Source organism: Roseivirga spongicola (genome assembly GCF_001592965.1).
GTDB lineage: Bacteria > Bacteroidota > Bacteroidia > Cytophagales > Cyclobacteriaceae > Roseivirga > Roseivirga spongicola.
In genome coordinates this window covers 993,556-1,017,276 of record NZ_LRPC01000001.1, presented here as the reverse complement: position 1 = coordinate 1,017,276, position 23,721 = coordinate 993,556, and the positions used below count along the sequence as shown (strand labels likewise).

Sequence of the window (23,721 nt, the reverse complement as noted above, 5' to 3'; positions counted from 1 at the left end):
CAGAAGCACACATGCAAACAGAAAAGTTATATCATATTTATAACCATGCCAATGGTAGCGAAAACCTTTTTCGGGAGACAGAGAATTACCTTTACTTCTTACGGCAGTGGGACAAATACATTAGCCCAATAGCCGAAACCTTAGCTTACTGTTTAATGCCCAACCATTTTCATTGTTTGGTGCTAATAAAAAAACAAGAGGAGATTGAAGCAACTTTTGGAAAGTTCGAAACTTTCCAAAAGCTAGAGTACCTCTTGAGCAAACAGTTTGCTAATTTTTTCAGTAGCTACACACAAGCTTATAATAAAAGATACAATCGAAAAGGAAGCCTTTTCGCACCTAACTTCAAAAAGAAGGAAATTACCTCTAATGATTACATCACCAAGGTAATTGCCTACATACACACCAATCCAATCCACCACAGGTTTACCCAAGATTTAAGAAAGTGGAGCTTTACCAGCTATTCGAGCATGCTCTCTACTAACTCTACAAAATTAGCTCGGACAATGGTACTCGATTGGTTTGGTGGTAAGAAGCCATTCGAGGACTTTCACCAAGCTTATATAAACACGATTCCCGGTGAAGAAATGAATATTTAAAAAATAAGCTTTTCAAAAGCTTAGAGCTGTTGGAAAGTTCAAACGAATAAGCCTATGATAAAACGTACACTCTTATTTGGTAACCCGGCCCACCTTTCTACAAGAAAAGAGCAACTAGTAGTTAAGTACCCTGATGATGATCAAAAGAAAACCATGCCCATTGAAGATATTGGCGTAGTGCTTTTGGAGCATCCACAAATTACCATTACACACACGCTAATTAGCAAGCTCTTGGGTAACCAAGTTGCTATAATTACCTGCGATGCTCAACATTTGCCTCAAGGTTTAATGCTTAACCTGAATACCCATCATAAGCAGGTAGCTCAAATGCGACACCAGCTTTCGGCAACTCAAGTATTAAAGGATAGGCTATGGAAACAAACAATTCAAGCTAAAATAAAGAATCAGGCAGCACTGCTAAAAATGAATAACATTGCTGCTGAAAATATGGAGAGATGGGCCAGCAAGGTACAGAATGGCGACCCTGAAAACTTTGAAGGTCGCGCAGCAGCCTATTATTGGAAATGTCTATTTACTGATCTTATTCAAAACTTTAAAAGAGGGCGATATGAAGGTGAACCTAACAACTTACTCAATTATGGTTATGCCATTCTAAGGGGAGCCATAGCTAGGTCTTTAATGATTTCTGGGCTACTACCGACCATGGGTTATCACCATAGCAATCAATACAATAGTTATTGTTTAGCCGATGATCTAATGGAACCTTACCGTCCATTTGTAGACCAATTAGTTTTAGAATTGATAAGAACAGAAGATAGCTATACCGAACTGACACCGTCACTAAAACAAGACTTACTTAAGGTTCCAGTTCTCGATGTAATTATAAACAATCAATCCAGCCCGCTAATGTTAGCCGCTCAACAAAGCGCAGCTAGCTTAGCCAAGTGCTATAGTAAAGAAGAAAAAGCACTTAAACTTCCTAGCTTTTGAGTTTTGACAGGTTCAATCAATACAGAGTTATGTGGGTAATGGTATTCTTCGATTTACCAACCGAAACCAAAACAGATACAAAGAACTATCGCAAGTTTGTAGATGTACTGGAGAAAGATGGCTTCACTCGCTTTCAGTTTTCCATTTTTTTGCGTCACTGCCCAAGCATGGAAAATGCCAAAGTCCACATTAAGCGTATAAAACAAAACTTACCGCCTAAAGGGCATGTAGGAATCATGCATATTACCGACAAGCAATTCGGTATGATGGAGGTATATTTTTCTACCAAAAAAGAAGAAGTACCTCAACCAATTCAACAGTTAGAGTTGTTCTAGGATTCTGTTGGCTTACACTCCATTAGCTTCTGGAAAGCTTGAAACTTTCCAAAAGATCCAAAAAAACCCTGATTATCGTTAAAAACAACCAGGGTTTTACAGCCGTAATCAACAGGTTTTCAATTGTTTACGACAAGACATCTTCTTCTAAGATACAATTTGAAAGCTAGTCACAACCTAGCGTTTGCTGATGCGGAACTTTAAAGCCTTCTTCTAAGATACAATTTGAAAGCTAGTCACAACAAGGGGAGGATTTACCCCTCTGTCCTTCGGCTTCTTCTAAGATACAATTTGAAAGCTAGTCACAACTCCCGAAACGGGAAAAAAGAACAGCCTAAACTTCTTCTAAGATACAATTTGAAAGCTAGTCACAACACAAGGCTATTACAGGAGTTGAGAATGTCTCTTCTTCTAAGATACAATTTGAAAGCTAGTCACAACTGGGGAACAATCGCCTTCGAATGGAAGGAGCTTCTTCTAAGATACAATTTGAAAGCTAGTCACAACTAGCAGATCTTTACGTGGGTTGCCCCTCCACTTCTTCTAAGATACAATTTGAAAGCTAGTCACAACTCTAAAGCAGGGTTTAAAATAATCTCTCCTCTTCTTCTAAGATACAATTTGAAAGCTAGTCACAACTACCAGTACAGTAGATGCAGACAAATCTATCTTCTTCTAAGATACAATTTGAAAGCTAGTCACAACTACCCTCTGTTGAATAACGAGGTAAACAAACTTCTTCTAAGATACAATTTGAAAGCTAGTCACAACAAACGCCATCCAGCTCTGGCAGCACGTGAACTTCTTCTAAGATACAATTTGAAAGCTAGTCACAACGGTCAATGACATTGTAAGGAAATCGTCAAACTTCTTCTAAGATACAATTTGAAAGCTAGTCACAACAGGTAAGGAGTGCCTAAGGCTTGCACGGCTCTTCTTCTAAGATACAATTTGAAAGCTAGTCACAACCAGAGCGCTCAACCTGATTACTGCCGATCACTTCTTCTAAGATACAATTTGAAAGCTAGTCACAACCTTAGCCATGCTATTTAAAACAACGGACGACTTCTTCTAAGATACAATTTGAAAGCTAGTCACAACCATAAAGAAGGGCGTGAAATGGTGTATGTACTTCTTCTAAGATACAATTTGAAAGCTAGTCACAACTAGCTAAGGAACACAGTTCCAGCTATGCTTCTTCTTCTAAGATACAATTTGAAAGCTAGTCACAACTGAAAGGCTAGAAGTTATTGCAGAATCAGTCTTCTTCTAAGATACAATTTGAAAGCTAGTCACAACCTATTGACTTATGTCTCAGTAGGTGGTGCCCTTCTTCTAAGATACAATTTGAAAGCTAGTCACAACTCTTCTGCCTTTGCCCTCATTAGTTTTCTGCTTCTTCTAAGATACAGTTTGAAAGACATTAACACTCCAACTATGACATTACTTTTAAAATTGAATCAGAGAATCAAATCAAACACATCTCCCTCTACTCTGTTCATATCTATATGTAAATGTGACTTTTTAGTCTTTGTGCGTCTAATCTTGATATTGATATTATCTGGCTGCTTAAAACATTTTATGCCCGATACGCTGTCAAATTTATATATTGACCTTAAATGAAAGCTTTACTCTTTGCTATAGCCATACTTTGGCAATCCGTACTTTCTCCTCTTAGCACAGATTCTACTGTGGTTCAACAAGAAGTACACCTCTTAATAGAAAAAGGAGGTGTTCCGGTAGATGCAGATTCAACCATATTCTTATTTAACGGTATTGGCCCTTACTCTTTAAAGCAGCGAGTACAAAAGTTAAGAACTGAGTTAGAAAACCTAAAAAGCAATCAGCAAGATTTAAGAGAGTTTACTGTAAAGTATGAAGACCTTGTAAATGACATTATAGTACAAGAAAAAATTATACTGAGCATTAACGATGCTGATGCTAAAGCTTTAGGTCTAAGTCGCAGAGGAGCCACAGAATACTACTTAGAGCTAATTGAAAACTCTCTAAAGATTGAAGAGCCTGCATTCAGCAACATTCTCTTCGTAAATATAGCCATTGCCATACTGATTATAGTTGCGTTTATTTTTGGGCTTAAGTACTATAATAAGCTGTTCAGGCTCATCAGCATAAAAATACAGGCACAAAAAGGAGTAAAATTTAAAGGCTTCAGTGTAAAAGGTTACGAGCTTCTTACCCAAGAGAAGCAAGTAGCTATTGCTACTTGGGGTCTTACTATTGTAAAATATGCCCTACTGCTGTTTTTGATTTACTTATTACTTCCGGCCATTTTTGGCTTATTCCCTTGGACAAGGGGCATTGCACAAAAACTAATAGGCTATGTGGTGCATCCGCTTACCAACTTGGGTATTAACATCCTCAACTACATACCTAACCTCTTATTCATTGTTGTAATTGTTATCATTCTAAGGTACTTCTTAAGAATGCTAGCCTTCTTTACAGAAGAGATTTCTAAAGGTAGGTTGGTAATTAATGGGTTTTATTCCGAGTGGGCAAAACCTACTTTTAACATAGTAAGAGGCATTATTATTGCGCTAGGCTTTGTAGGCATTTGGCCTCTTTTACCAATGTCTGACTCTAAGATATTTCAGGGAGTATCAACCTTTTTTGGTCTATTGGTTGCCCTTGGTGGTGCTGGCGCATTCTCTAATATTATTGCCGGTTTAGTAATCACTTACATGCGTTCGTTCAAAATTGGCGATAGGGTAAAAATCGGTGAAGTAATTGGCGATGTAAAAGAAAAAGCCTTGTTGAACACCAAGGTCAAAACCATCAAGAATGAAATCATTACCATTCCTAACTCTCAAATGCTGAATAGCCATACCATTAACTATACCACAGCAAATGATGAGCAAGGACTTATTTTACACACTACTGTGACTATCGGTTATGATGTGCCATGGCGCCAAGTACAAGAATTGTTGGTAAATGCAGCACTGGCCACAGAACATGTAAAAAAGAAACCTCTTCCTTTTGTACTACAAACGAGTCTTGACGATTTTTACGTGAGTTATCAGCTGAACGCTAGGACGAGAGAAATTCAAAAAATGGCCGTTATCTATTCTGAACTGCATAAAAACATTCAGGATAAGTTTAATGAAGCTGGAGTAGAAATTATGTCGCCACATTATGGTGCGCATAGAGACGGAAACCAAAGCACCATTCCGCAGAAGTATCTGCCAGAAGACTATGAGGTGCCTTGGTTTAGAATTAAAAACAAAGAATGACGCTTAGAAAAAAGCTGTACATAATCATCTTCGGTACCGATACCCCAGCAGGGAAAGCTTTTGATGTTGCCCTACTCGTGGCCATACTTATTAGTGTACTTGCGGTAATGCTAGAAAGTGTACCTAGCCTAAACAACCGGTTTGGATATGTTTTCAAATATGCTGAATGGATATTCACTGTAGTATTTAGCCTTGAGTACCTCACTAGAATTTACGTAACTGACCATCGTAAAAAGTACATCTTTAGCTTCTACGGTCTAATTGACCTGCTTTCACTTTTACCTACTTATTTGAGCTTCATTTTTACAGGCACTCAATACCTATTAATCATTAGAGCATTGAGATTATTAAGAGTTTTCAGAATTCTGAAGCTAGGTAGGTTTGTTGGTGAAGGAGAGCAATTAGGAAGGGCATTAAAGGCCAGTAGGCATAAAATCACGGTCTTTATGGGTACCGTGGTTATGCTGGTGATTCTACTTGGTACCGTTATGTATTTGGTAGAAGGCAGAGACAATGGTTTTACCAGTATTCCGCTGAGTATCTATTGGGCTATAGTTACGCTCACTACTGTGGGCTATGGAGATATTGCTCCGCAAACCATTTTGGGTCAGAGCATCGCCTCATTTGTGATGATTCTCGGTTACGCAATTATTGCTGTGCCAACGGGTATTGTCACTGTCGAGCTTCAAAAAGATAGAGAGTACCAGAAAAACAAAGCTTGCAAAAGCTGTAACTCAAAAGGCCATGACACTGAGGCCTTATATTGCAAATTTTGTGGTGAGAAGTTACCCGAGTGAAAAAAGAAGTTAAGCTAGATATTTATACTCCAGAAGAAGAATTGGCCAATGCTATAACTCATGGTATAGGCATTCTCGGAGCATTGGTAGCTTTTATTTACGTTTTACTTCAGCCAATTGAAAACACTGCTGTGTTTTGGAGTACTTCCGTTTTCTGCGCTACCGCATTCATTCTCTATTCTTCCTCTACCCTGTACCACAGTGTAAAATCTAAATCGAAGAAATTTCTTTTTAAGAAATTAGATCACATATCTATCTACCTGCTTATTGCAGGTACTTTTACCCCCTTCTGTTGGGGTGTTTTAGGAAACACATCGTTAGGAATTAATCTACTAATTGCCGTCTGGGCCATTGCCATTGCAGGTATTGTTTTCAAAATATTCCTTACGGGAAAGCTTGAGTTCATCTCACTGGCATCTTACCTCGGTATGGGCTGGTTAGGCTTTCTTATGTTCGATGAAATTGCCGAAATCCTTTCTCAAGAAGTAGTGAATATGATGCTTTACGGTGGAGTCTCCTATACCGTTGGTGTGGCATTCTACCTAATGCGTAAACTAAAATACCATCATGCTATTTGGCACCTGTTTGTTTTAGGTGGAACTGGCTTCCATATGTATGCCGTGCTAAAGTATGTGGTGGCTTAACTACTCATACTGAACATAATTCTCCCACTTCTCCATTACCGCTGTAAAGTCCTCTGGCAATTCTGAGTTGAACTGTATAAACTTCTTAGTTTCAGGATGAATAAAGCCCAATGACTTCGCATGAAGTGCCTGGCGAGGCATCAACTTAAAAGCATTTTCAACAAATGACTTGTACTTCGAAAACTGAGTTCCCTTCAATACCTGATTTCCACCATAGGTAGCATCATTGAACAAAGGATGCCCCAAATGCTTCATGTGTGCACGAATCTGATGAGTTCTACCAGTTTCCAGATTACACTGAATAAGCGATATGTATCGAAGGTCTTTCAAAAGCTTATAGTGAGTTATAGCGTTACGCCCTCTTGAGCCATCTTCGATAGCCACGGTTACTCTTCTATCTTTTTCACTTCTGCCTAAATGGACATCTATAGTGCCCATTTCCTCTTTCGGTACACCCCAAACTAGGGCGTAGTAGGTTCTTTCAATACTGTGATCGAAGAATTGCTTGGCCAGACTACTCATGGCTTTTTCGGTTTTCGCAATTACCAGAAGGCCAGAAGTATCTTTATCTATTCTGTGTACCAAGCCTGGTCTACCATCATTTCCCGGCATGGTTGGCAACTGCTGAAAATGGTAAGTCAGTGCATTCACTAATGTTCCCGTCCAGTTATTATATGCAGGGTGCACTACCATTCCCGCTTCCTTATTGACAACTAAAATGTGGTCATCTTCAAAGACAATGTTGAGTGGAATATTCTCAGGGACAACATCTGTATCGCGTGGTGGCTCCGGAAGCTCAACTATAATTTCATCGCCAGGGTGCACCTTGTAGTTAGGCTTTACCTCACTACCATTTACTTTCACAAAGCCATCTTTTATGCCCTGCTGAACCTTATTTCTTGTAACGTTAGGCAACCTATCCATCAAGAATTTATCGATTCTATACGGTTCCTGCCCTGGGTCGCACACCAAACGGTGATGCTCAAATAACTCGTCCTGCTCTTCCATTAGTTTGCAAATTTAGATCAATAATTGGGATTTGTCGAAAGGCGTAACTCAACCTAACTTGCACCATGGATTTTTCGCAGATCAATGAACAGCTTCCAATCGAAAGGTTTCAGCACCCTGTTGCCACGGAAAACCAAATTGACCTGCGTATTTTAAGGCTTGACAAAACTCACGGAGAAATTTCTGGCAATAAATGGTTCAAGCTCAAATACAATCTGCTTGAAGCCAGAAATCGAGGCATCAACAAGCTCCTCACTTTCGGTGGAGCCTATTCCAATCACATTTATGCTGTGGCTGCTGCAGCTAAGCTATTCGGGTTTCAAAGCGTTGGTATTATTCGGGGCGAAGAGCACATTCCGCTAAACCCTACTTTACAGTTTGCAACAGATGCTGGAATGCATTTACACTACGTGGATAGGGAGAGCTATCGCAACAAAACTGTGGAGCACTTCATAAATCAATTAAGAGCCGAATTCGGTGAGTTCTATCTCATTCCTGAAGGTGGAACCAACAGATTGGCTATTCAAGGAGCTGCAGAAATTCCTAGTTTAATTCCTGAACCTTTCGATTATTATTGCCTTGCTGTTGGCACAGGAGGAACCATTGCTGGGCTTATTTCAGGAATGAAAGGGCAAGGAAACATTATTGGGTTCAGCTCTTTGAAAGGGTCTTTTTTACAAGATGAAGTAGCCAACTTACTTCAAAGCTTCGGGCATGAAAGCCTTCACAACTGGTCAATCCAAAACGAATATCACTTTGGTGGTTATGCAAAGACCAAACCCAACTTAATAGAGTTTATCAAGGCAATGGAAGAGCAGTTTGAGCTGGAACTAGAGCCCATTTATATGGGAAAAATGCTGTATGGTATACTAGATATGATTGAAAAGGGTCAGTTTGAAAAGGGAAGTAAAATTCTGGCCGTCCACACTGGGGGTTTACAAGGAAGAGCAGGGTTCGGCCTTTAGCCCATTAAATCTTCAAACACTTCTTTAAGCTTCGCGAAAGGCTTAACCGTTACATTTCTTCCTTTAAGATCTAGTCCTTTAGTGTTGAATTTAGAAATATAGATTTCTGTGAACCCTAGTTTTTCGGCCTCAGCTATTCTGCTTTCAATACGATTGACAGCCCTAATTTCTCCACCTAATCCGACCTCTGCTGCAAAAGCCACTTTATCTGAGATAGAAATATCATGATACGCACTCACCAGAGATGCACAAACGGCTAAATCTAGTGCTGGTTCATCAATTCTGATTCCTCCTGCCACATTCAGAAATACATCTTGGGCTCCAAACCGCAAACCTCCACGCTTTTCTAGTACTGCCAAAAGCATGTTTAATCGCTTGGCATCAAAGCCTGTTGAACTTCTCTGTGGCGTGCCGTAAGTTGCAGAACTCACCAACGACTGAATTTCTATCAGTAGAGGCCTGTTCCCCTCAATGGTTGCACCAATCGCAATTCCTGTTAGGTCATCTGCTTTTTGAGAAATCAGAATTTCTGAAGGGTTCGATACTTGGCGAAGACCTTCTGTTTGCATTTCGTAAATACCCAATTCAGAGGTAGATCCAAACCTGTTCTTCACCGTTCTCAAAATTCGATATGACAAATGGCGGTCGCCTTCGAATTGCAAGACCGTATCTACCATATGCTCCAATACCTTCGGGCCAGCAATGCTTCCTTCTTTGGTAATATGACCAATGAGGAAAACAGGAGTTTGTGTCTCCTTAGCGAACTTCATTAGCTCACCTGTACACTCCCTAACTTGAGAAACAGAACCTGCAGCACTTTCTATTCTTTCTGTGTGCAAAGTCTGGATAGAATCAACTATTAGTAAATCAGGCTTTACATTTTTTATTTGGGCGAAGATGTTTTGTGTATTAGTCTCTGAAAGTACAAAGCATTGATCGGTCTGAATTCCGATTCTTTCAGCACGCATTTTTATCTGCTGCTGACTTTCCTCTCCACTAACATATAGCACTTTTTTCTTTCTGGCAGCTAAAGCCAACTGAAGCATTAATGTAGACTTTCCAATGCCTGGTTCACCACCAATTAGTACGAGCGAACCCGCAACAATTCCTCCTCCAAGTACTCGGTTTAACTCCTTATCGTAAGTAACTAATCGTTCTTCAGAGCTATTCTCTACTTCGCGAATATTGATAGGTTTTGGTCTAACCGCGGGACCTGATTCTTCGCGCCAGCTGTCTTCCTCTTTCTTGCCTTTAGAAACCACCTCTTCAGTATAGGTATTCCACTCGTTACAGGATGGACATTTACCGATCCACTTGGCGGAAGTAGCACCACAATTTTGACAGATAAATACTGATTTGGTTTTGGCCATAAGGCAAATTAGCTAAGTAATTCCGATATATCTTCTGTGGTCAACTTCTTAATGAAGCTTTCTTCTGTGGTAATCAAGTCATTGGCCAACTTGAGCTTGTTCTTCTGAAGTGCTAAAATCTTCTCTTCCACCGTATTGCGCGTAATGAACTTATACGTGAAAACGGTATTAACCTGACCAATTCTATGTGCTCTATCTACGGCTTGTTCTTCAATGGCTGGGTTCCACCATGGATCTAGCAAGAACACATAGTCTGCCTTGGTGAGATTCAATCCCAAACCACCCGCTTTCAAGGAAATGAGGAAGACTTTTATGTCTTCATTATTCTGGAACTTCTCTACCTGACCTTGTCGGTCTTTTGTAGAACCATCGAGGTAAGTGAAGTCTACTTTTCGATCTTCCAAAAACTCTTTTACAATGGAAAGATGCTTCACAAACTGACTGAACACCAAGATCTTGTGACCTTCACTAATGGCCGATTCAATCATATAGGTGATATCTTCCAACTTACCTGAACCCCCTTCAAAATCTGGTTCAACCATTTTAGGGTGATTGGCAATTTGCCTCAACTTGGTTAAGCCCTGCAATAACAGCAGCTGCGATTTTTTGATACCGCTTTTCTCTATGGTATCAAGAATTTGGTTCCTGTAGTGCGATTTTACCTCCTCATATTTCTCCTCTTGTTCAGGAGTCATTTGGCTGTACTTCACACTCTCGAACTTCTCAGGAAGATCTCTTGCCACTTGTGATTTTTGCCTTCTCAGAATAAATGGCTTGATAATGACATTGAGCTTTCTGGTTTTATCAATGTCTCCACGTTTTTCAATCGGCTGCTGAAACTCGTTCTTAAAATATTTAGCTGCACCTAATAAGCCTGGGTTAATGAAGCTCATTTGTGACCATAGGTCGAAGGTGCTGTTTTCTAGCGGAGTACCCGTAAGAATAAGGCGATGTCTGGACTTAAGCTCGGTTACGCACTTAGCGATTAGTGAGTCAGGGTTTTTAATGGCCTGAGACTCGTCTAGTATCACATAATTGAAATAGTAAGAAGATAAAATATCTATGTCTATTCGTGTGATACCATAGGAAGTAACGACTAAATCATAATTAGCGAATTGTTCTGCATTTTTATCGCGGTTGGTTCCAGTGTAGACCAAAACCCTAAGGTTTGGTGTAAACTTAGAGGCCTCAATCTGCCAGTTGTAGATCAACGAGGTAGGCATAACCAACAAAGAAGCCTGGCCAGAGGAGTGTTCCGTTTGAGCCTGTAAAAGCGCCAGAGTTTGTACGGTTTTACCCAAACCCATATCGTCTGCCAAACAGCCACCAAAATTGTATTCAGATAGAAAACGCATCCAGTTGTAACCAGCTTTCTGATAAGGTCTTAAGGTGCCATTAAAAGCAGCCGGCATTTCGTAGTCTTCTATTTCTTCAAACTCCTGAAGTTTTTGCAGCTTCCTATCCATAGTGACCTGCGCTAAACTTCCGCTTTGAAGGTCCTGAATAAGGGAAAGGTGATGCTTTCTTAGTTTCAAAGTAGACTGATCGTCTGTTTCTTCCATAAACGCGAAAAGCTCTGCATAGTCTTTAATCCATGCCTCTGGAATAACCGCTATTTCTCCATTAGGTAGTTTAACCTCGCGTTTATGTTTGTTGATAAGTTTTCTTAGCTCTTGGAAAGTGGTTTCAAATTCACCGAATCGAACAGTAGCCTTAATATCGAACCAATCGATACCTTCTTCCACCTTAATCTCGATCTTAGACTCTCCAACAAAGTATTTTTTCCTCTCCGTATCAGTTTGCTGAACCTCTATTCCGAAGTCGTGTAAAAAGTCAGCATTTTCATTTAACCAGTTGAAAGCCGTTGCTCTTGGCAAAGTGGCTCTTCCATTCTGAAACTTTAAGCCTCTTTTACTAAGCTCCTGCACCATTTCAACCTCAACATTTGCATTCCTATTCACCTTATGGAAAATATAGGAGCCATTGCTTTTTTCTAGCTTAACAGAGGCTAGAGGTTGTTTTTCATAGTTAAATTGATACGGGCCATATTTAAAGGCGAGCTTGAAAAGAATTTTGGAGTCTTCTTCATCTTTAAGTTGATTGCTTCGCCCACTGCTATCGAAAAGTGTTCCATTAGTTGTTTGCACAAGCTCAGAGAAATTAATAACCGGTTGAGTTGGGTATTTCTCTGCATTTATTTCGAATCCCTTGGCATAAACATCGAAGCTAGCCACCAATTGAGTCACAAACTTCTGGTAGTAAGTTTCTTCTACCTTCTGCGGAATAACAATAAACTTCTTATTGAGGAAGGGCTTTAGCTTATTGCCGTCTACATTTTTCTCAAAGCTTATGAGTTTATCTTTTACAATAAGCCAAGCAGGTTCAAGACAAACCAAATATGAGTTATTGTATTGCCATTCTAGCTTTTCGCCTTGCAGCTTAATGGTGGGAAAGTAATGAGTATTATCATCGTTTCTCCTAAAATGGAAAAGTACCGTTGCCTTCTCTTCTACCCAATGAATTTGCTTCCAGGCAGGCTCTCCGTCTCGCCCCATCTCAAAGATCATTTTTCCCTTCAGTAGGTCGAGAATTTTGGCTCTTCTCGTCTCTAAATACAGTTCAATAGACTCTTGAAGAACCTTATCTCCTCGCTCTTTATCATAAACCTTAAAAAAGAACTCGTCTGGCTTTACCTTCTTCTTATAGAACTTGAGTACAACAGAATCTTGCTGCATCTCATCCATCAGTTTAATGAGCTTATAGTCGTTCTCATCACAACCAGACTCGAACTCTCTGGCGTTTTTCGATGAAATGTTTTGATGCTGTAAAGTAAGTCGACCTTTCTCATCTAATTGAACCACAAATGATTCAAAGAGATACCCAAGGTATTCATGTTGATAAAGGGAGTAGATTAACTGAAAGGGTTGAGCTGTAGATACCTTCATTTTTGCATTGACCGACTCGCAAATTAAGCCTTTTAGTCCATTCTCAAAAAGAGAAAAATGATGTATTACGAATTAATCGAGAAACTCGATAGGATTAACCTTGGAGGCCAAAAGAGCGGGCCTATATGAGGTAACAATAGTGATAAGTGTGATGCTAACGGCCACTAGCGCAACATCTGTCCAAACTATCTTTACAGGGTAAGCCTGAACCACTGCGTTAGCCATGCCCAAACCAACCAAGCCGTAGCGGTCCTGCAAGTAGCAAAGTAAAAGGCCTAGCACCATTCCAAAGAAGGCACCAATAAAGGCAATCAGAATTCCTTGTTTTAAGAAGATCTGCCTGACCATTTTCGTAGGTGCGCCAATGGCATAGAGTACAGACATATCTCTCCTTTTTTCTATTGCTAGCATTGAAAGAGAGAAGAAAATGTTGAATGAAGCAATGAGGGTGATGAAACTTAACGCAAGATATGTGAAGAGCTTTTCCACCTTAACCGCATTCATAATCTCACTGTGCTGTTGGTCGCTATTGAGAATGGCATACTTATCTCCTACAATGCCTTCTAAGGCCTCTTCAATCTTATCGGCATTAGCATCTGAAGTAAAGTAAACTTCTAAAGCAGTGTAACGATTCTTATAGTCTAATACCTCACTGGCTGCTTCAAACGAAGTTAAAAGAAGCTTTTCGTTAAGCACTTCATCAATGTTTACTTGGGCAGCAGGTCTAAGTCTAACTCTTCTCACCGAATTGGTACTTGGCAATGCTCCTGGCCTCAAATTTTTAGGGTAAATAAGTTCGATCTCATAGGCACCAGTTTCTATCAGAGCCCCTAACTCGTAGTACAACCCTGCTCCCAGAATAGCACTATTTCTACCTTTATCATCTCTAACTTCAAGGTTGCCACGAACCAAAAATGTATCTAGCTTATTGGTTTCAATGAACGATTGCTCTACACCTCTCAACTGCACCACCGCTTGCTGATCTCGGTGAATGGCCACAGCATTGTCTTCGATTATTCTTGAATAAGATTGTATTCCTTGAACCTGCTGAATCTGGCCTAATTGCTCATCTGTTAAAGAAAACGACTTTCCTTCTAGAGGTACAATCTTGAAATCAGCATCATATGTGCTATAAACCCCTCTGAGAACTTCTCCTAATCCGTTGAAAACCGACAGCACTACGATAAGCGCCATAGTACCTATTGCCACCCCGAACATGGAAATCCAAGAAAGCACTTGAATGAAGTTTTTCTTTTTAGTGGTAGTAAAGTACCGCTTAGCTATAAACGTGGAGACATTCAATCTTCTTCGTCCGTTGGGTCTAGATCAGGAATATCCAATGAATCAATGAGTGAGTCTAGCTTTGAGGCTTGTTCTGCAGTGCTGTCTAAGAAGAAAGCTATTTCAGGAACAATTCTTACCTCTTTGCCTATAGCTCTTCCTAAAGCTCCACGCACCTTAGACTTATTCTCTTCAATAAAACTCACAACCTCATCGGAATGAAGAACTGGAAATACACTCACAAAGATTTTAGCAAACCCGAGATCAGGGCTCATTTCAACATCTGTAATGGTAACCAACTTACCTGAGAACTGTGCTGAAAATTGAAGATGGAAGATTTTGCTAACCTCCTCTTTAATTAGTTTTGAAAATTTTTGCTGTCTTTTTGTAGCCATTGCACAAATATCTGATTTATTGATTGATTTTCCTTCCTTTGCATTTTATACCTTAGCTCGTAGTTAAATTAAGACCATTGCTTAGTTATTTTCGACAAAATGACCCCTTTAGAATATTCGGACTGATTGTCTTATTGTTTCTAACACGGCTCTTCTTTTTTCTGGCTGTAGGTACAGAAGCGACTTTCGATCAAATTAAGCTTAATGGTATAGAAACCTACTTTAACGAGGGTGCTGGCCCTCTGTTTCAACTTCTCTCGGCAGGTCTTTCTTTTATACTCAGCAACGCTTATCTCAATGCATCTTTTGCAGCATTGATTATTTTGTGGAATGCTACCTTGTTGAACGCTCTGCTCATAAGAAACTCGGCTTTTGAGGATAACTCTTTTATTCCTTCAGCACTCTACGTTATTCTTATCTCTTTTAATTCAGACAACTTCTTTCTGACTTCCCAACTTTTAGGCACAAGCTTTCTGCTGATTGCCTTCTTATTCTTGCATCAACATTTGAGGTTCAGAAACAGTGACGAAAAAATTCTAAGCATAGGGAGCACTTTGGCTTTAGCCAGTCTATTTCATATTCCTTATATCTGGCTTCTTGTCCTTATTCTCATCCTATTCCTATTTTATTCTGGAACGGTGGGCAGAAGGTATTTACTACTGTTTTGGGGTCTTGCTATGGTCTTGCTACTAGCCTGGCTGCCTTTCCTTTATCTAGAAAAAGGTTCTGACTTCTGGGGTCTGTTTTACAAAGGTCTTTCAACCTTTCAGTTCAATAGCACATGGCTTATAAACATAGGTATAGCATTAGCTCTTCCTTTGCTAATAAGCCTGAAAACTAGTGCTAGCAATTTAGCTGGAATGGGAATGACAAACCTACAAATTACTGTGAAGCGAGTTTTTACTTGGATAGGCCTGTTCGGAATATTACATGTGCTGTTTCTTTCTGGAAATTCAGCAAGCAGCACAAACCTGTTAATTGTGTCTTTAAGTTACTTTTTAACAGAACACTTACTGAATACAAAGAAAAAGTGGATGGCTGAACTAACTTTCAGCCTAGTTATCCTACTTATATTCGTAATGCTTTATGTAGAGCCGCTTTACTGACAAGCGATCTTTCCTACTCTTCTTTGGTGTCTTCCTCCTTCAAAATCAGTATTCAAGAAAGTATCAACAATTTCAGAAGCCAAATCGAAATCAATAAATCTGGAAGGTATACAAACTATATTAGCATTGTTATGCTGGCGCGCCAATGCCGCCAATTCTGTATTCCATACTAAAGCACCTCTAATATCCTGATGCTTGTTCACGGTCATACAAACTCCATTACCACTACCGCAAATAGCAATACCTAATTCAAGGTCACCCTTTTCAACAGCTGTAGCCATTGGGTGCACATAGTCCGGATAATCAGTAGAAGCGTCTGAGTCTGGACCAAAGTCAGTCACATCGAACCCTTTACTTGATAGAATTTTCTTAAGCTCTTCTTTGTATTCGAAACCTGCATGGTCTCCTCCAATTCCTATTTTTCTCATGATTCGTATAGTTCTTTGTCCCTTCTCTTATTTACTCTCTTAGATATGATGATGCTTATTTCATATAGCCCAGATAAAGGCAATGCAATAAGTATTTGACTGAAAACATCGGGCGGTGTTATAACGGCAGAAACCACTAGAATAACTACAATAGCGTGCCTTCTAAATCGCTTCATTAGTTCTGGAGTTACAATACCCGCTTTTGAGAGCATGTAAGAAGCTACTGGCAATTGAAACATTAAACCACAAGCTAAGGCCAAGGTAGAAACTGTACCAAGAATATTAGAAACGTCTGGGATGTTCCGAATTTGATCACTTAGTTGATAGTTGTATAGAAAGTTTATACTTAGTGGAGTTACAATGAAGTAGCCGAATGATACTCCCATGAGAAAAAGGAGAGTTACTACTGCAACAACACCTCTAGAGGCCTTCTTTTCATTAGATCTTAAGCCTGGCTTCACAAATCTCCAGATTTCCCAAAAAGTATAAGGAAAGGCTAAAACTAAGCCTGCCACAAAAGAAGATTTAATATGAACCAAGAACTGACCTTGTAAGGTTCTATTTTGAACCTCAATTCGCATATCATCTATACACAAGGCAGATGAACCAATTAAATCTCCTATTTCACAAAGCTTTCGGTACGTCCAAAAGTCTGAATTAGTTGGCCCCATCACGAGAACATCCCAGAAGAAGTCTTTCGCGATAAAAGCCAATATAGTGAATACCACAATGGCGAGAACTGATCGCACTAGGTGCCATCTTAGCTCTTCCAGATGATCCAGAAAGCCCATTTCCTTCTCATCTTCATCAAAAAGTTGATCTAGTGCCAATTATGCTTTAAATAAAGGATAGGTACCCATCCAATCGTTAACTTCTTTCCTTACTGAGGCAAGGCTTGCTTCATTTTCAGGAGCAGCCAGTACCTTATCTATTAAGTCTACTATTCTCTCCATATCTGATTCAACAAAGCCTCTAGTGGTTATAGCTGCTGTGCCAATTCTCATTCCAGAGGTAACAAAAGGTGACTTATCATCGAATGGCACCATATTCTTGTTAATAGTGATATCTGCTTGACCAAGCGCTGCTTCAGCCAATTTTCCACTCAATCCCTTAGACCTAAGGTCTATTAACATCAGGTGATTATCTGTTCCTCCAGATATTAGGTCATATCCTTTCTTTACGAAAGATTCGGCCATTACCTGAGCATTCTTTTTCACCTGAATAATGTAAGACATATAGTCATCACTCAAAGCTTCTCCAAAAGCTACAGCCTTCGCTGCAATGACGTGCTCTAGTGGGCCGCCTTGAGTTCCAGGGAAAACACCACCATCTAATAATTGAGACATCATCTTTACCTGACCTTTTGGAGTAGAATGACCCCAAGGGTTTTCAAAATCCTCTCCCATCATAATTAAACCTCCTCTAGGTCCACGGAGGGTTTTATGAGTGGTGGTGGTTACAATATGACAATGCTCAAGCGGATCATTCAAAAGACCACGAGCAATTAATCCTGAAGGATGAGAAATATCAGCCAACAGAATAGCTCCAACAGAATCTGCTATTTCACGAAGCCTCACATAATCCCAGTCTCTACTATATGCCGAGGCTCCACAGATAATCATCTGAGGTTTTTCCTTTTTAGCAGTTTCTTCTACCTTATTCCAATCGATAAGGCCTGTCTCTTTTTCTACACCATAGAAGAATGGTTGATAGAGTTTTCCAGAAAAGTTTACTGTTGATCCGTGGGTTAAATGCCCTCCGTGAGATAAATCGAAACCTAAGATTTTATCGCCTGGGTTCAAACAGGCTAACATAACAGCAGCATTGGCCTGAGCTCCAGAGTGTGGTTGAACATTAGCCCAAACGGCTCCGAATAACTCTTTAATTCTATCTATGGCAATGTTTTCTACTTCATCTACAACTTCACAACCACCATAATATCTTTTACCCGGTAAGCCTTCAGCATACTTATTTGTGAGCACTGAACCCATTGAATGCATTACATCATCAGAAACAAAATTCTCAGAAGCAATAAGCTCGATACCTTTTGTTTGTCTTTCCTTTTCTTTGCTGATTAAATCAAAGATTAAACTGTCTTTGGCCATTTTTAGATGTTTGTGCCAAAAATAGCTGATGGCTATTGAATTAACAATTGATAGAAAGCAAGTTATTGAACAGAACTAGGCTTGCTTGTATTTCTGTTGCTTTAAACTTAGCACTTCGAAGATAGAACCTATTACTTGGGCTTGAGTAAATGGTTTTCCGATGTAACCATCAAGCTTATGATTTTTGATGCCCTCCATTACCTCATCGTAAGAAAAGGTAGTATAAGCCATAATAGGAATTGGGGATGAGTGAAACTTCTCGGTTTCGCGAATTAGGTCTGTAGCCTTAAATCCATCTATAACAGGCATATGTAAATCCATCAGAATTAAATCAATCTTCTCCTGATTATAGACTTTCAGCCCCTCTTTAGCAGAAATTGCTCGAAAACAAGTGGCTCCGAATTTTGAAAGCGTTTTTTCAGCTACAATAAGGTTAATGGGACTATCGTCTACGATAAGAACATTTTGCTCAGCTAAAATCGAGGCAGACTTAGACTTCTTCAGTTGTTGAGCTCCTCCATCAGTCTCTTCGAGAGACTGAATTTTGTTATCAATTAAGTAGTACGATCGCATTCCCATAACTTCACCCTTGTATCAATTAGTGATTGGAAAAAGCAATTGTCACCCATTTCCAACAAATTATTTTTAACTTTCTCCCGAGATATAATCATACCTAGATTTGTTATTCTCATTAGTAGTAATTTTCTATAAAAACCTATGCTTGAAAAAAATTTGAAAAAATTTCACTCTCCTTTGGGTGACATTTCAACTTTAAAATCACTAAAGAGAAGAGAGCATGAGTGAAAACTCGTTGATCTTGCGGCTTAAAGCTGGTGATAAGGAAGCCCTAGAGGAAATATATCGGAAGTTTCGACCAAGTTTCATCAAATGGATTACTTACTCACATAAATGTAGTTATGAGCAGGCAATTGACATTTTTCAATACGCCATTCTCTCCTTCTATGAAAACGTTCTAGAAGATGTAATTGAGGAAATGAATGACGCTGGAATAAAAACTTATTTGTATTCCATTGGCAAAAACAAGTTGTTATCCGACTCCAGAAGAGACTCTAAACTTTCTTTTAACGAAGAATATGAAGATCATCTTCTTCTAGAAGAGCTTGATGAGACCCAACAAGATTCCGATTCAAAAATCAATCGGATAAAAAGCGTTATTGAAAACCTCCAAAACCCGTGTGCTGATATTTTAAGACTGTTCTACTTCAACAATCTTTCTAACGATGAGATCGCTGAAATACTAGGTTATAAGAATGGGAACACGGTGAAAAACTTGAAGTACAAGTGCATTCAAAGAATTAAGAGACTGTTACAATAAAGACATGAGTGATTTTGAATTGATTGAAGAATATCTATCTGGAAAGCTTTCTCCGGAAGAGAAACGTAAGTTTAGAAGTAGGCTTCTGAACGATCCTGCATTCAATCAAGAATTTCAGGAATTAAAAGAAATCCGTCTTCAAGTAAGGCAAAGCGCTCGCAACGACATTAAATCCTTTTTCGATGGAATTGAGACCTCTATCGAAAAAGATAAAACAACCAAAGATCAGACTGTTATGAAAAAAGTAATTTCAATTGCTGCTAGCCTTGTGCTAATAGCTGCCATTAGCTACATTGGGCTAAGAGACTTTAATAGCCCTCCGTCAAATCAAGAGCTTTTTAATCAACACTTTACTTCTTACAATAGCCTTACAGGTCAAGTTAGGGGTACTGCTGAAGAAAATTTGTCTTTAGAAGATAAAGCATTTATGGCTTTTGACGCAAAAGACTTTTATGCATCAGAGGAAATGTTAACCTCTTTAGTAGCTGCTGAACCAAGTGCAATGAACTATTTCTACTTAGGAGCTAGTCAACTTGAACTGGGAAAAGCAGAAGAAGCCATCAAAAACTTAAATACCGTAATCAACAACTATTCTGGATTTAAAGCACAATCTGAATGGTATCTAGCATTGGCTCACCTTAGAAATGAAGATGATGATGCCACTATTGGCTCTTTAGCAAGTATAATTACCAAAGAGTCTGAATATGAAGCAAAAGCTAGAGTTCTTCTAGAGGAAATGGGTTATACTCTAGATGATAATGATTTAGATTCAGGCCCTGTTATAATCGTAAATAGAAAGCCAGACAGAGATGATTGGGCACCTGATGGCTCAAAAGACACCAAGGGCTTAAGATCTTGGCAATGGGGAGTTGTTTCAGACTTATCTGGAGAAAAAAGTTATAAGTTCATGACCGATCATCCCATCGATAACTTGGGAGAAGGAGATATGACGGTATTTGTAGTGGTAGAAAGAAAATTTAAAGCCAGAGGTAATAGAAATAACGGTATGGATGGTAGAGCCTTCATTATCGACAAGTATTAAGATACTCTCTAATCACACACATGCACGCGAGAAAAGGAGTCCTATTGGATTCCTTTTCTTTTTTTTGCGCTTACAAAAATCATCACACCAATTATAAAGAATAACCCAATTAAGTATAGCATCCATTTCTGACCAATAAAGCTTTTTTCAAGAGAAGTATTCTGGCCAACATGTATAAAACTAGCCCAATAATATGGGTGACTAAGGTAAGAGTCTCCGTCTTTAATATAATCTAGCTTTACCTTTCTCAATGAAGAATTTAGGTCTTGTTTTTCACTTAGGAAATTGTTGTAAAACTCAACCATTTGAGAAGAAGTAATACGATCATTCACCTCCCATAAACTCATAACAATATTTGGAACACCAACAATCGCAAAACCTCTGGCGATACTAAAAGTACCCTCACCAGACTCTATTTGTCCTTTACCACTCTCACAAGCACTAAGTACCGTGAGCTTTGCCTTTATATTGGCTAAATAGAGCTGATTTGTGTTTAAAACACTGTCCTTTCCATTGAAAATAAGCCTTGATTGAAAACGATTTTCATCTGCCTTTCCATGGACTGCTAAATGTATAATATCATAATTCCTTGCTTCCGTCAGGAACCTTGACCTTGACCCCCTTTCACCCAAGTAATAATCACCCTCAAAACTTGCTTCTAAAAATTGAATCTCCCTCTCTGTTCCAGGCAAGGAAGCATAGGCTCCTTGTCTGGATTGAGCTCTCTTATCAACCTGACTGAAGCCTATTCCTAAAATTTTATAATCATTAGACATAGTAGAAGATGCAGTCTTAGATACATTTGAGGAGATTAAGTATCTGACGTTAAATGAATTGATCAGGTAATCGAAGTCCCAAAACGTGTTGCCAACATTTTCATCTACTAAAAAAGCTTCGAAAGGAACTCTTGTCAAAAATTCGTCTGCTACAATTACTAACTCTTCAGGTCTGGATTTTTGCATTTCTAGAATTGGATCTAAGAGCCTCTTGTATAAATCTGCAGCAAATCTCCTGTATCTTTTTAAATTGTCATCAAAGCTCTCATAATCTGGTGGATTAGAAACTATTTTCAAAAACCCTTCTAAATTACTCTTAAGTAGTGAGTCACTTTCTGTTCTATTCAGAACAATTTCTCGACCTGCATTGACTCCAAAGCTGTAAATGTGGTCATTACCATAAAAGTATTCAATTAAAAGTGATTCTGACTCCAAATTATCTATCGCCTGATTCTCATACTGGTCTATAGGTGACTTTAAATAATTCTTTGAAATACTATCTTTCAAAAAGGCTGTTCTATCTTCTAATGTTATGATTTGTTCGCTCAACCTGAGAACTGAGTCACCTGTGACTGAATTATCTAGCGTATTGTAAAGTATCCCCTTTAAACTGTCTAACCTTGCCGTAGTTAAATAATAGTTTTCTTTAAGTGAGAAAGGTATATCTGAACTGGTGAACTCCTTATAATCTTTCTCTTGTTCTAGAAAGAGATTAGACTTGCTTAGTTGCGCATATTTGAAAGCTTTCCATGCATATTGCTCATCACCAGTTATAGAAAAAAGTTGGAAACTCGCATCAATCCCAGTTTCATACAATTCCTTGAAAAATTGACTTAGGAATAGTTTTCCATCCGACTTATATAGATCGTCTCTATTCGCTCTAATTCTTTCGTGAGTATGATCAACATAATTGATTGCTGATTCGAGATAGGTTATTGGGTCTTGCTCGTAATTATTGAAAATAGCCTTAGATTTTTTTTTGAGGATAGTTAACGACTCTAGAGAAAATCGAGATATACTATCCTTGTTAGGAAAATCTAAGACCGCATCTTGATACTTCAACTCTGTGTTTCTTAATGCACTATCGTAACTAATTAAGGCCTCTTTCCAATTCCCTTCTCTTACCTGAAAATCCCCTATATACCTGTAACAGTTTATTAATACACTACTTGGAAAGTCGACAATAGCCTTCATCTCTTCTAAAGAGCGATTATAATTACTGATAGCTTTTTCTGTTTCTCCCAATTCATATAGATTAATTCCCATATTTAGGAAAGCAGTGGCTCTAGCAATCTTTTGATTCTGCTGATCTCTCTCTGAAAAAGATGCAGCCTGCATATCTAAGAACCTTTCAAAGTACTCAATAGACTGAGTGTAGTCACCCATCTCGTTATAAATAAGTCCTACTAAAGAGATCATTCCAGCGTAGTACTCATTATTCAACATAGACTCATCTGCATTCTGATATTCATCTACTATTTCTAGAGCTGTTTCAAATTGATCTTTGCGAAACAATGCCAGAGACAAGTCGTAGTACACCTCTCCAAACCTAGCACTATTCATTGCTTGAATGTTTTGTTTAAAGTATTTATAGTTACTTATTGCATAAGCTAGGGCAATGTCATACTCACCTTTTTGACTATAAATATCCGGATAATCCTCCAAGAGATACATTAAGTTTTCAGGGTTAGGAGCTCTTTTCTGTTCTTCATTCTCCCAAATCAAACGAATGTCGATGTACTTTTGAACAGTGTCTATACTCTTATTTGAGTATAGGTAACCATAGAACTTATACTCTAAAAAATCACTATATAGGGCACTATCATATGTGATGGACTTACTATATAATATTTGAGCGGAATCTAGATAGCTGGTCGCTCGATAATAGTCCGCACCTATATGAGTCACCTGACCGAAGGAAAGGTAAGTCCTGAACCACAGAAAATTATCTAAAGGAATATGGCTTTCTAATAACTCTTTTGCTTCAGATAAAGTCTCATAAGGAGTCTCATAAGAATAGATTCTTCTTTCTATGTCAGCTTTTTCAATCAGAGCATTAACAGCCAACTCATAATCACCAGCATCCTTAGCAGAGTTATAAATGGAATTGTACTCCTCGATTGTAGCCAAATAGTTTGTTATCGCCTCATCTGTGCGACCTTTACTTATAGCAGATTTCGCTTTGCTGTGAAAATCTATTGCCTTAGTAAAAGCAGAAGTATCCCTTACATATTTTAGCTTTTTATTAGAAAAATCTTGAGACCTTAAGGAAAGACATAAGACCATTAACGAGCAAAAAGTTATTGCCCTGATTATACATGCCTTATTAACTTGATAAGTAAACATTATTTTGTGTTGAGGCGAACTACTATAATATAATAACAAAGACT

The 23,721-nt window shown here is 38.8% G+C and carries 20 protein-coding genes and 1 CRISPR repeat array; of the genes, 10 read left to right on the top strand and 10 right to left on the bottom strand.

The genetic code is table 11. The features are described from left to right. Positions 1-11 precede the first annotated feature (11 nt). The 6 genes from AWW68_RS04565 to trhA all read left to right on the top strand — a co-directional run bounded on the left by AWW68_RS04565 (position 12) and on the right by trhA (position 6,574). Positions 12-599: a transposase gene (locus AWW68_RS04565; protein WP_068217074.1), complete on the top strand. Its 588-nt coding sequence runs from the start codon at positions 12-14 to the stop codon at positions 597-599. Positions 600-653: 54 nt separating this feature from the next. Beyond that, positions 654-1,550: a type II CRISPR-associated endonuclease Cas1 gene (gene cas1 / locus AWW68_RS04560; RefSeq protein WP_068217072.1), complete on the top strand. Its 897-nt coding sequence runs from the start codon at positions 654-656 to the stop codon at positions 1,548-1,550. Beyond that, positions 1,547-1,885 (top strand): CRISPR-associated endonuclease Cas2, encoded by a 339-nt coding sequence (gene cas2 / locus AWW68_RS04555; RefSeq protein WP_068217070.1) that lies wholly within the window; start codon positions 1,547-1,549, stop codon positions 1,883-1,885. The genes cas1 and cas2 overlap by 4 nt, the downstream gene beginning before the upstream one ends. Positions 1,886-2,026: 141 nt before the next feature. Beyond that, positions 2,027-3,316: direct repeats of the CRISPR family, unit length 36 nt; unit sequence CTTCTTCTAAGATACAATTTGAAAGCTAGTCACAAC. A 188-nt stretch (positions 3,317-3,504) separates the two neighbouring features. Then, on the top strand, positions 3,505-5,133 hold the full coding sequence (locus tag AWW68_RS04550) for a mechanosensitive ion channel family protein (RefSeq protein WP_068217067.1): 1,629 nt from the start codon (positions 3,505-3,507) through the stop codon (positions 5,131-5,133). Further along, positions 5,130-5,930, top strand: a complete 801-nt coding sequence (locus AWW68_RS04545) for an ion transporter (RefSeq protein WP_068217065.1) — start codon at positions 5,130-5,132, stop codon at positions 5,928-5,930. The genes AWW68_RS04550 and AWW68_RS04545 overlap by 4 nt, the downstream gene beginning before the upstream one ends. Further along, positions 5,927-6,574, top strand: coding sequence for a PAQR family membrane homeostasis protein TrhA (trhA, locus tag AWW68_RS04540; RefSeq protein WP_068217063.1), 648 nt, complete (start codon positions 5,927-5,929; stop codon positions 6,572-6,574). The genes AWW68_RS04545 and trhA overlap by 4 nt, the downstream gene beginning before the upstream one ends. Here trhA and AWW68_RS04535 read toward each other — a convergent pair whose 3' ends face one another. Beyond that, positions 6,575-7,582, bottom strand: a complete 1,008-nt coding sequence (locus tag AWW68_RS04535; RefSeq protein WP_068217061.1) for an RluA family pseudouridine synthase — start codon at positions 7,580-7,582, stop codon at positions 6,575-6,577. It lies immediately after the preceding gene. Between the two features lie 65 nt (positions 7,583-7,647). On the opposite strand from AWW68_RS04535, the gene AWW68_RS04530 reads away from it, so the two are divergent. Next, positions 7,648-8,547: a 1-aminocyclopropane-1-carboxylate deaminase/D-cysteine desulfhydrase gene (locus tag AWW68_RS04530; RefSeq protein WP_068217059.1), complete on the top strand. Its 900-nt coding sequence runs from the start codon at positions 7,648-7,650 to the stop codon at positions 8,545-8,547. On the opposite strand, the gene radA is transcribed toward AWW68_RS04530, so the two are convergent. The 4 genes from radA to rbfA all read right to left on the bottom strand — a co-directional run bounded on the left by radA (position 8,544) and on the right by rbfA (position 14,538). Beyond that, on the bottom strand, positions 8,544-9,917 hold the full coding sequence (gene radA / locus AWW68_RS04525; protein ID WP_068217057.1) for a DNA repair protein RadA: 1,374 nt from the start codon (positions 9,915-9,917) through the stop codon (positions 8,544-8,546). The genes AWW68_RS04530 and radA overlap by 4 nt on opposite strands. A gap of 8 nt (positions 9,918-9,925) precedes the next feature. Then, positions 9,926-12,862 carry a DEAD/DEAH box helicase gene (locus tag AWW68_RS04520; RefSeq protein WP_068217051.1) on the bottom strand — a complete coding sequence of 979 codons (2,937 nt, stop codon included), beginning with the start codon at positions 12,860-12,862 and terminating at the stop codon, positions 9,926-9,928. Between the two features lie 72 nt (positions 12,863-12,934). Further along, the gene (locus AWW68_RS04515; protein ID WP_068217049.1) at positions 12,935-14,164 is read right to left on the bottom strand and encodes an ABC transporter permease; all 1,230 of its coding nucleotides are present in this window, start codon (positions 14,162-14,164) and stop codon (positions 12,935-12,937) included. After that, the gene (gene rbfA, locus AWW68_RS04510; RefSeq protein WP_068217047.1) at positions 14,161-14,538 is read right to left on the bottom strand and encodes a 30S ribosome-binding factor RbfA; all 378 of its coding nucleotides are present in this window, start codon (positions 14,536-14,538) and stop codon (positions 14,161-14,163) included. The genes AWW68_RS04515 and rbfA overlap by 4 nt, the downstream gene beginning before the upstream one ends. Positions 14,539-14,615: 77 nt before the next feature. Between rbfA and AWW68_RS04505 the strand changes: the two genes are divergently transcribed. Beyond that, positions 14,616-15,644, top strand: a complete 1,029-nt coding sequence (locus AWW68_RS04505) for a DUF6427 family protein (RefSeq protein ID WP_157717528.1) — start codon at positions 14,616-14,618, stop codon at positions 15,642-15,644. Here AWW68_RS04505 and rpiB read toward each other — a convergent pair. The 4 genes from rpiB to AWW68_RS04485 all read right to left on the bottom strand — a co-directional run bounded on the left by rpiB (position 15,638) and on the right by AWW68_RS04485 (position 18,750). After that, positions 15,638-16,075: a ribose 5-phosphate isomerase B gene (rpiB, locus tag AWW68_RS04500; RefSeq protein WP_068217043.1), complete on the bottom strand. Its 438-nt coding sequence runs from the start codon at positions 16,073-16,075 to the stop codon at positions 15,638-15,640. The genes AWW68_RS04505 and rpiB overlap by 7 nt on opposite strands. Next, positions 16,069-16,902, bottom strand: coding sequence for a twin-arginine translocase subunit TatC (gene tatC / locus AWW68_RS04495; protein WP_068217041.1), 834 nt, complete (start codon positions 16,900-16,902; stop codon positions 16,069-16,071). Before tatC ends, rpiB begins: the two co-directional genes overlap by 7 nt. Beyond that, positions 16,903-18,177, bottom strand: a complete 1,275-nt coding sequence (gene glyA, locus AWW68_RS04490; protein WP_068217039.1) for a serine hydroxymethyltransferase — start codon at positions 18,175-18,177, stop codon at positions 16,903-16,905. Positions 18,178-18,252: 75 nt separating this feature from the next. Next, the gene (locus AWW68_RS04485; RefSeq protein WP_157717527.1) at positions 18,253-18,750 is read right to left on the bottom strand and encodes a response regulator; all 498 of its coding nucleotides are present in this window, start codon (positions 18,748-18,750) and stop codon (positions 18,253-18,255) included. Between the two features lie 223 nt (positions 18,751-18,973). Here AWW68_RS04485 and AWW68_RS04480 point away from each other — a divergent pair, with 223 nt between their 5' ends. Both AWW68_RS04480 and AWW68_RS04475 read left to right on the top strand, forming a co-directional pair. Beyond that, on the top strand, positions 18,974-19,513 hold the full coding sequence (locus AWW68_RS04480; protein WP_068217035.1) for an RNA polymerase sigma factor: 540 nt from the start codon (positions 18,974-18,976) through the stop codon (positions 19,511-19,513). 4 nt (positions 19,514-19,517) lie between these two features. Continuing rightward, positions 19,518-20,555: a tetratricopeptide repeat protein gene (locus tag AWW68_RS04475; protein WP_068217033.1), complete on the top strand. Its 1,038-nt coding sequence runs from the start codon at positions 19,518-19,520 to the stop codon at positions 20,553-20,555. Between the two features lie 41 nt (positions 20,556-20,596). Here AWW68_RS04475 and AWW68_RS04470 read toward each other — a convergent pair whose 3' ends face one another. Next, positions 20,597-23,461 (bottom strand): CHAT domain-containing protein, encoded by a 2,865-nt coding sequence (locus tag AWW68_RS04470; protein ID WP_185101199.1) that lies wholly within the window; start codon positions 23,459-23,461, stop codon positions 20,597-20,599. Positions 23,462-23,721 lie beyond the last annotated feature (260 nt).

Bases quoted from the DNA above. Each gene is read 5' to 3' on its own strand.
- AWW68_RS04565 (WP_068217074.1), top strand. From the start codon at position 12: ATGCAAACAGAAAAGTTATATCATATTTATAACCATGCCAATGGTAGC.
- cas1 (WP_068217072.1), top strand. From the start codon at position 654: ATGATAAAACGTACACTCTTATTTGGTAACCCGGCCCACCTTTCTACA.
- AWW68_RS04550 (WP_068217067.1), top strand. From the start codon at position 3,505: ATGAAAGCTTTACTCTTTGCTATAGCCATACTTTGGCAATCCGTACTT.
- AWW68_RS04545 (WP_068217065.1), top strand. From the start codon at position 5,130: ATGACGCTTAGAAAAAAGCTGTACATAATCATCTTCGGTACCGATACC.
- AWW68_RS04535 (WP_068217061.1), bottom strand. From the start codon at position 7,582: ATGGAAGAGCAGGACGAGTTATTTGAGCATCACCGTTTGGTGTGCGAC.
- AWW68_RS04530 (WP_068217059.1), top strand. From the start codon at position 7,648: ATGGATTTTTCGCAGATCAATGAACAGCTTCCAATCGAAAGGTTTCAG.
- radA (WP_068217057.1), bottom strand. From the start codon at position 9,917: ATGGCCAAAACCAAATCAGTATTTATCTGTCAAAATTGTGGTGCTACT.
- AWW68_RS04520 (WP_068217051.1), bottom strand. From the start codon at position 12,862: ATGAAGGTATCTACAGCTCAACCCTTTCAGTTAATCTACTCCCTTTAT.
- rbfA (WP_068217047.1), bottom strand. From the start codon at position 14,538: ATGGCTACAAAAAGACAGCAAAAATTTTCAAAACTAATTAAAGAGGAG.
- glyA (WP_068217039.1), bottom strand. From the start codon at position 18,177: ATGGCCAAAGACAGTTTAATCTTTGATTTAATCAGCAAAGAAAAGGAA.
- AWW68_RS04485 (WP_157717527.1), bottom strand. From the start codon at position 18,750: ATGCGATCGTACTACTTAATTGATAACAAAATTCAGTCTCTCGAAGAG.
- AWW68_RS04480 (WP_068217035.1), top strand. From the start codon at position 18,974: ATGAGTGAAAACTCGTTGATCTTGCGGCTTAAAGCTGGTGATAAGGAA.
- AWW68_RS04475 (WP_068217033.1), top strand. From the start codon at position 19,518: ATGAGTGATTTTGAATTGATTGAAGAATATCTATCTGGAAAGCTTTCT.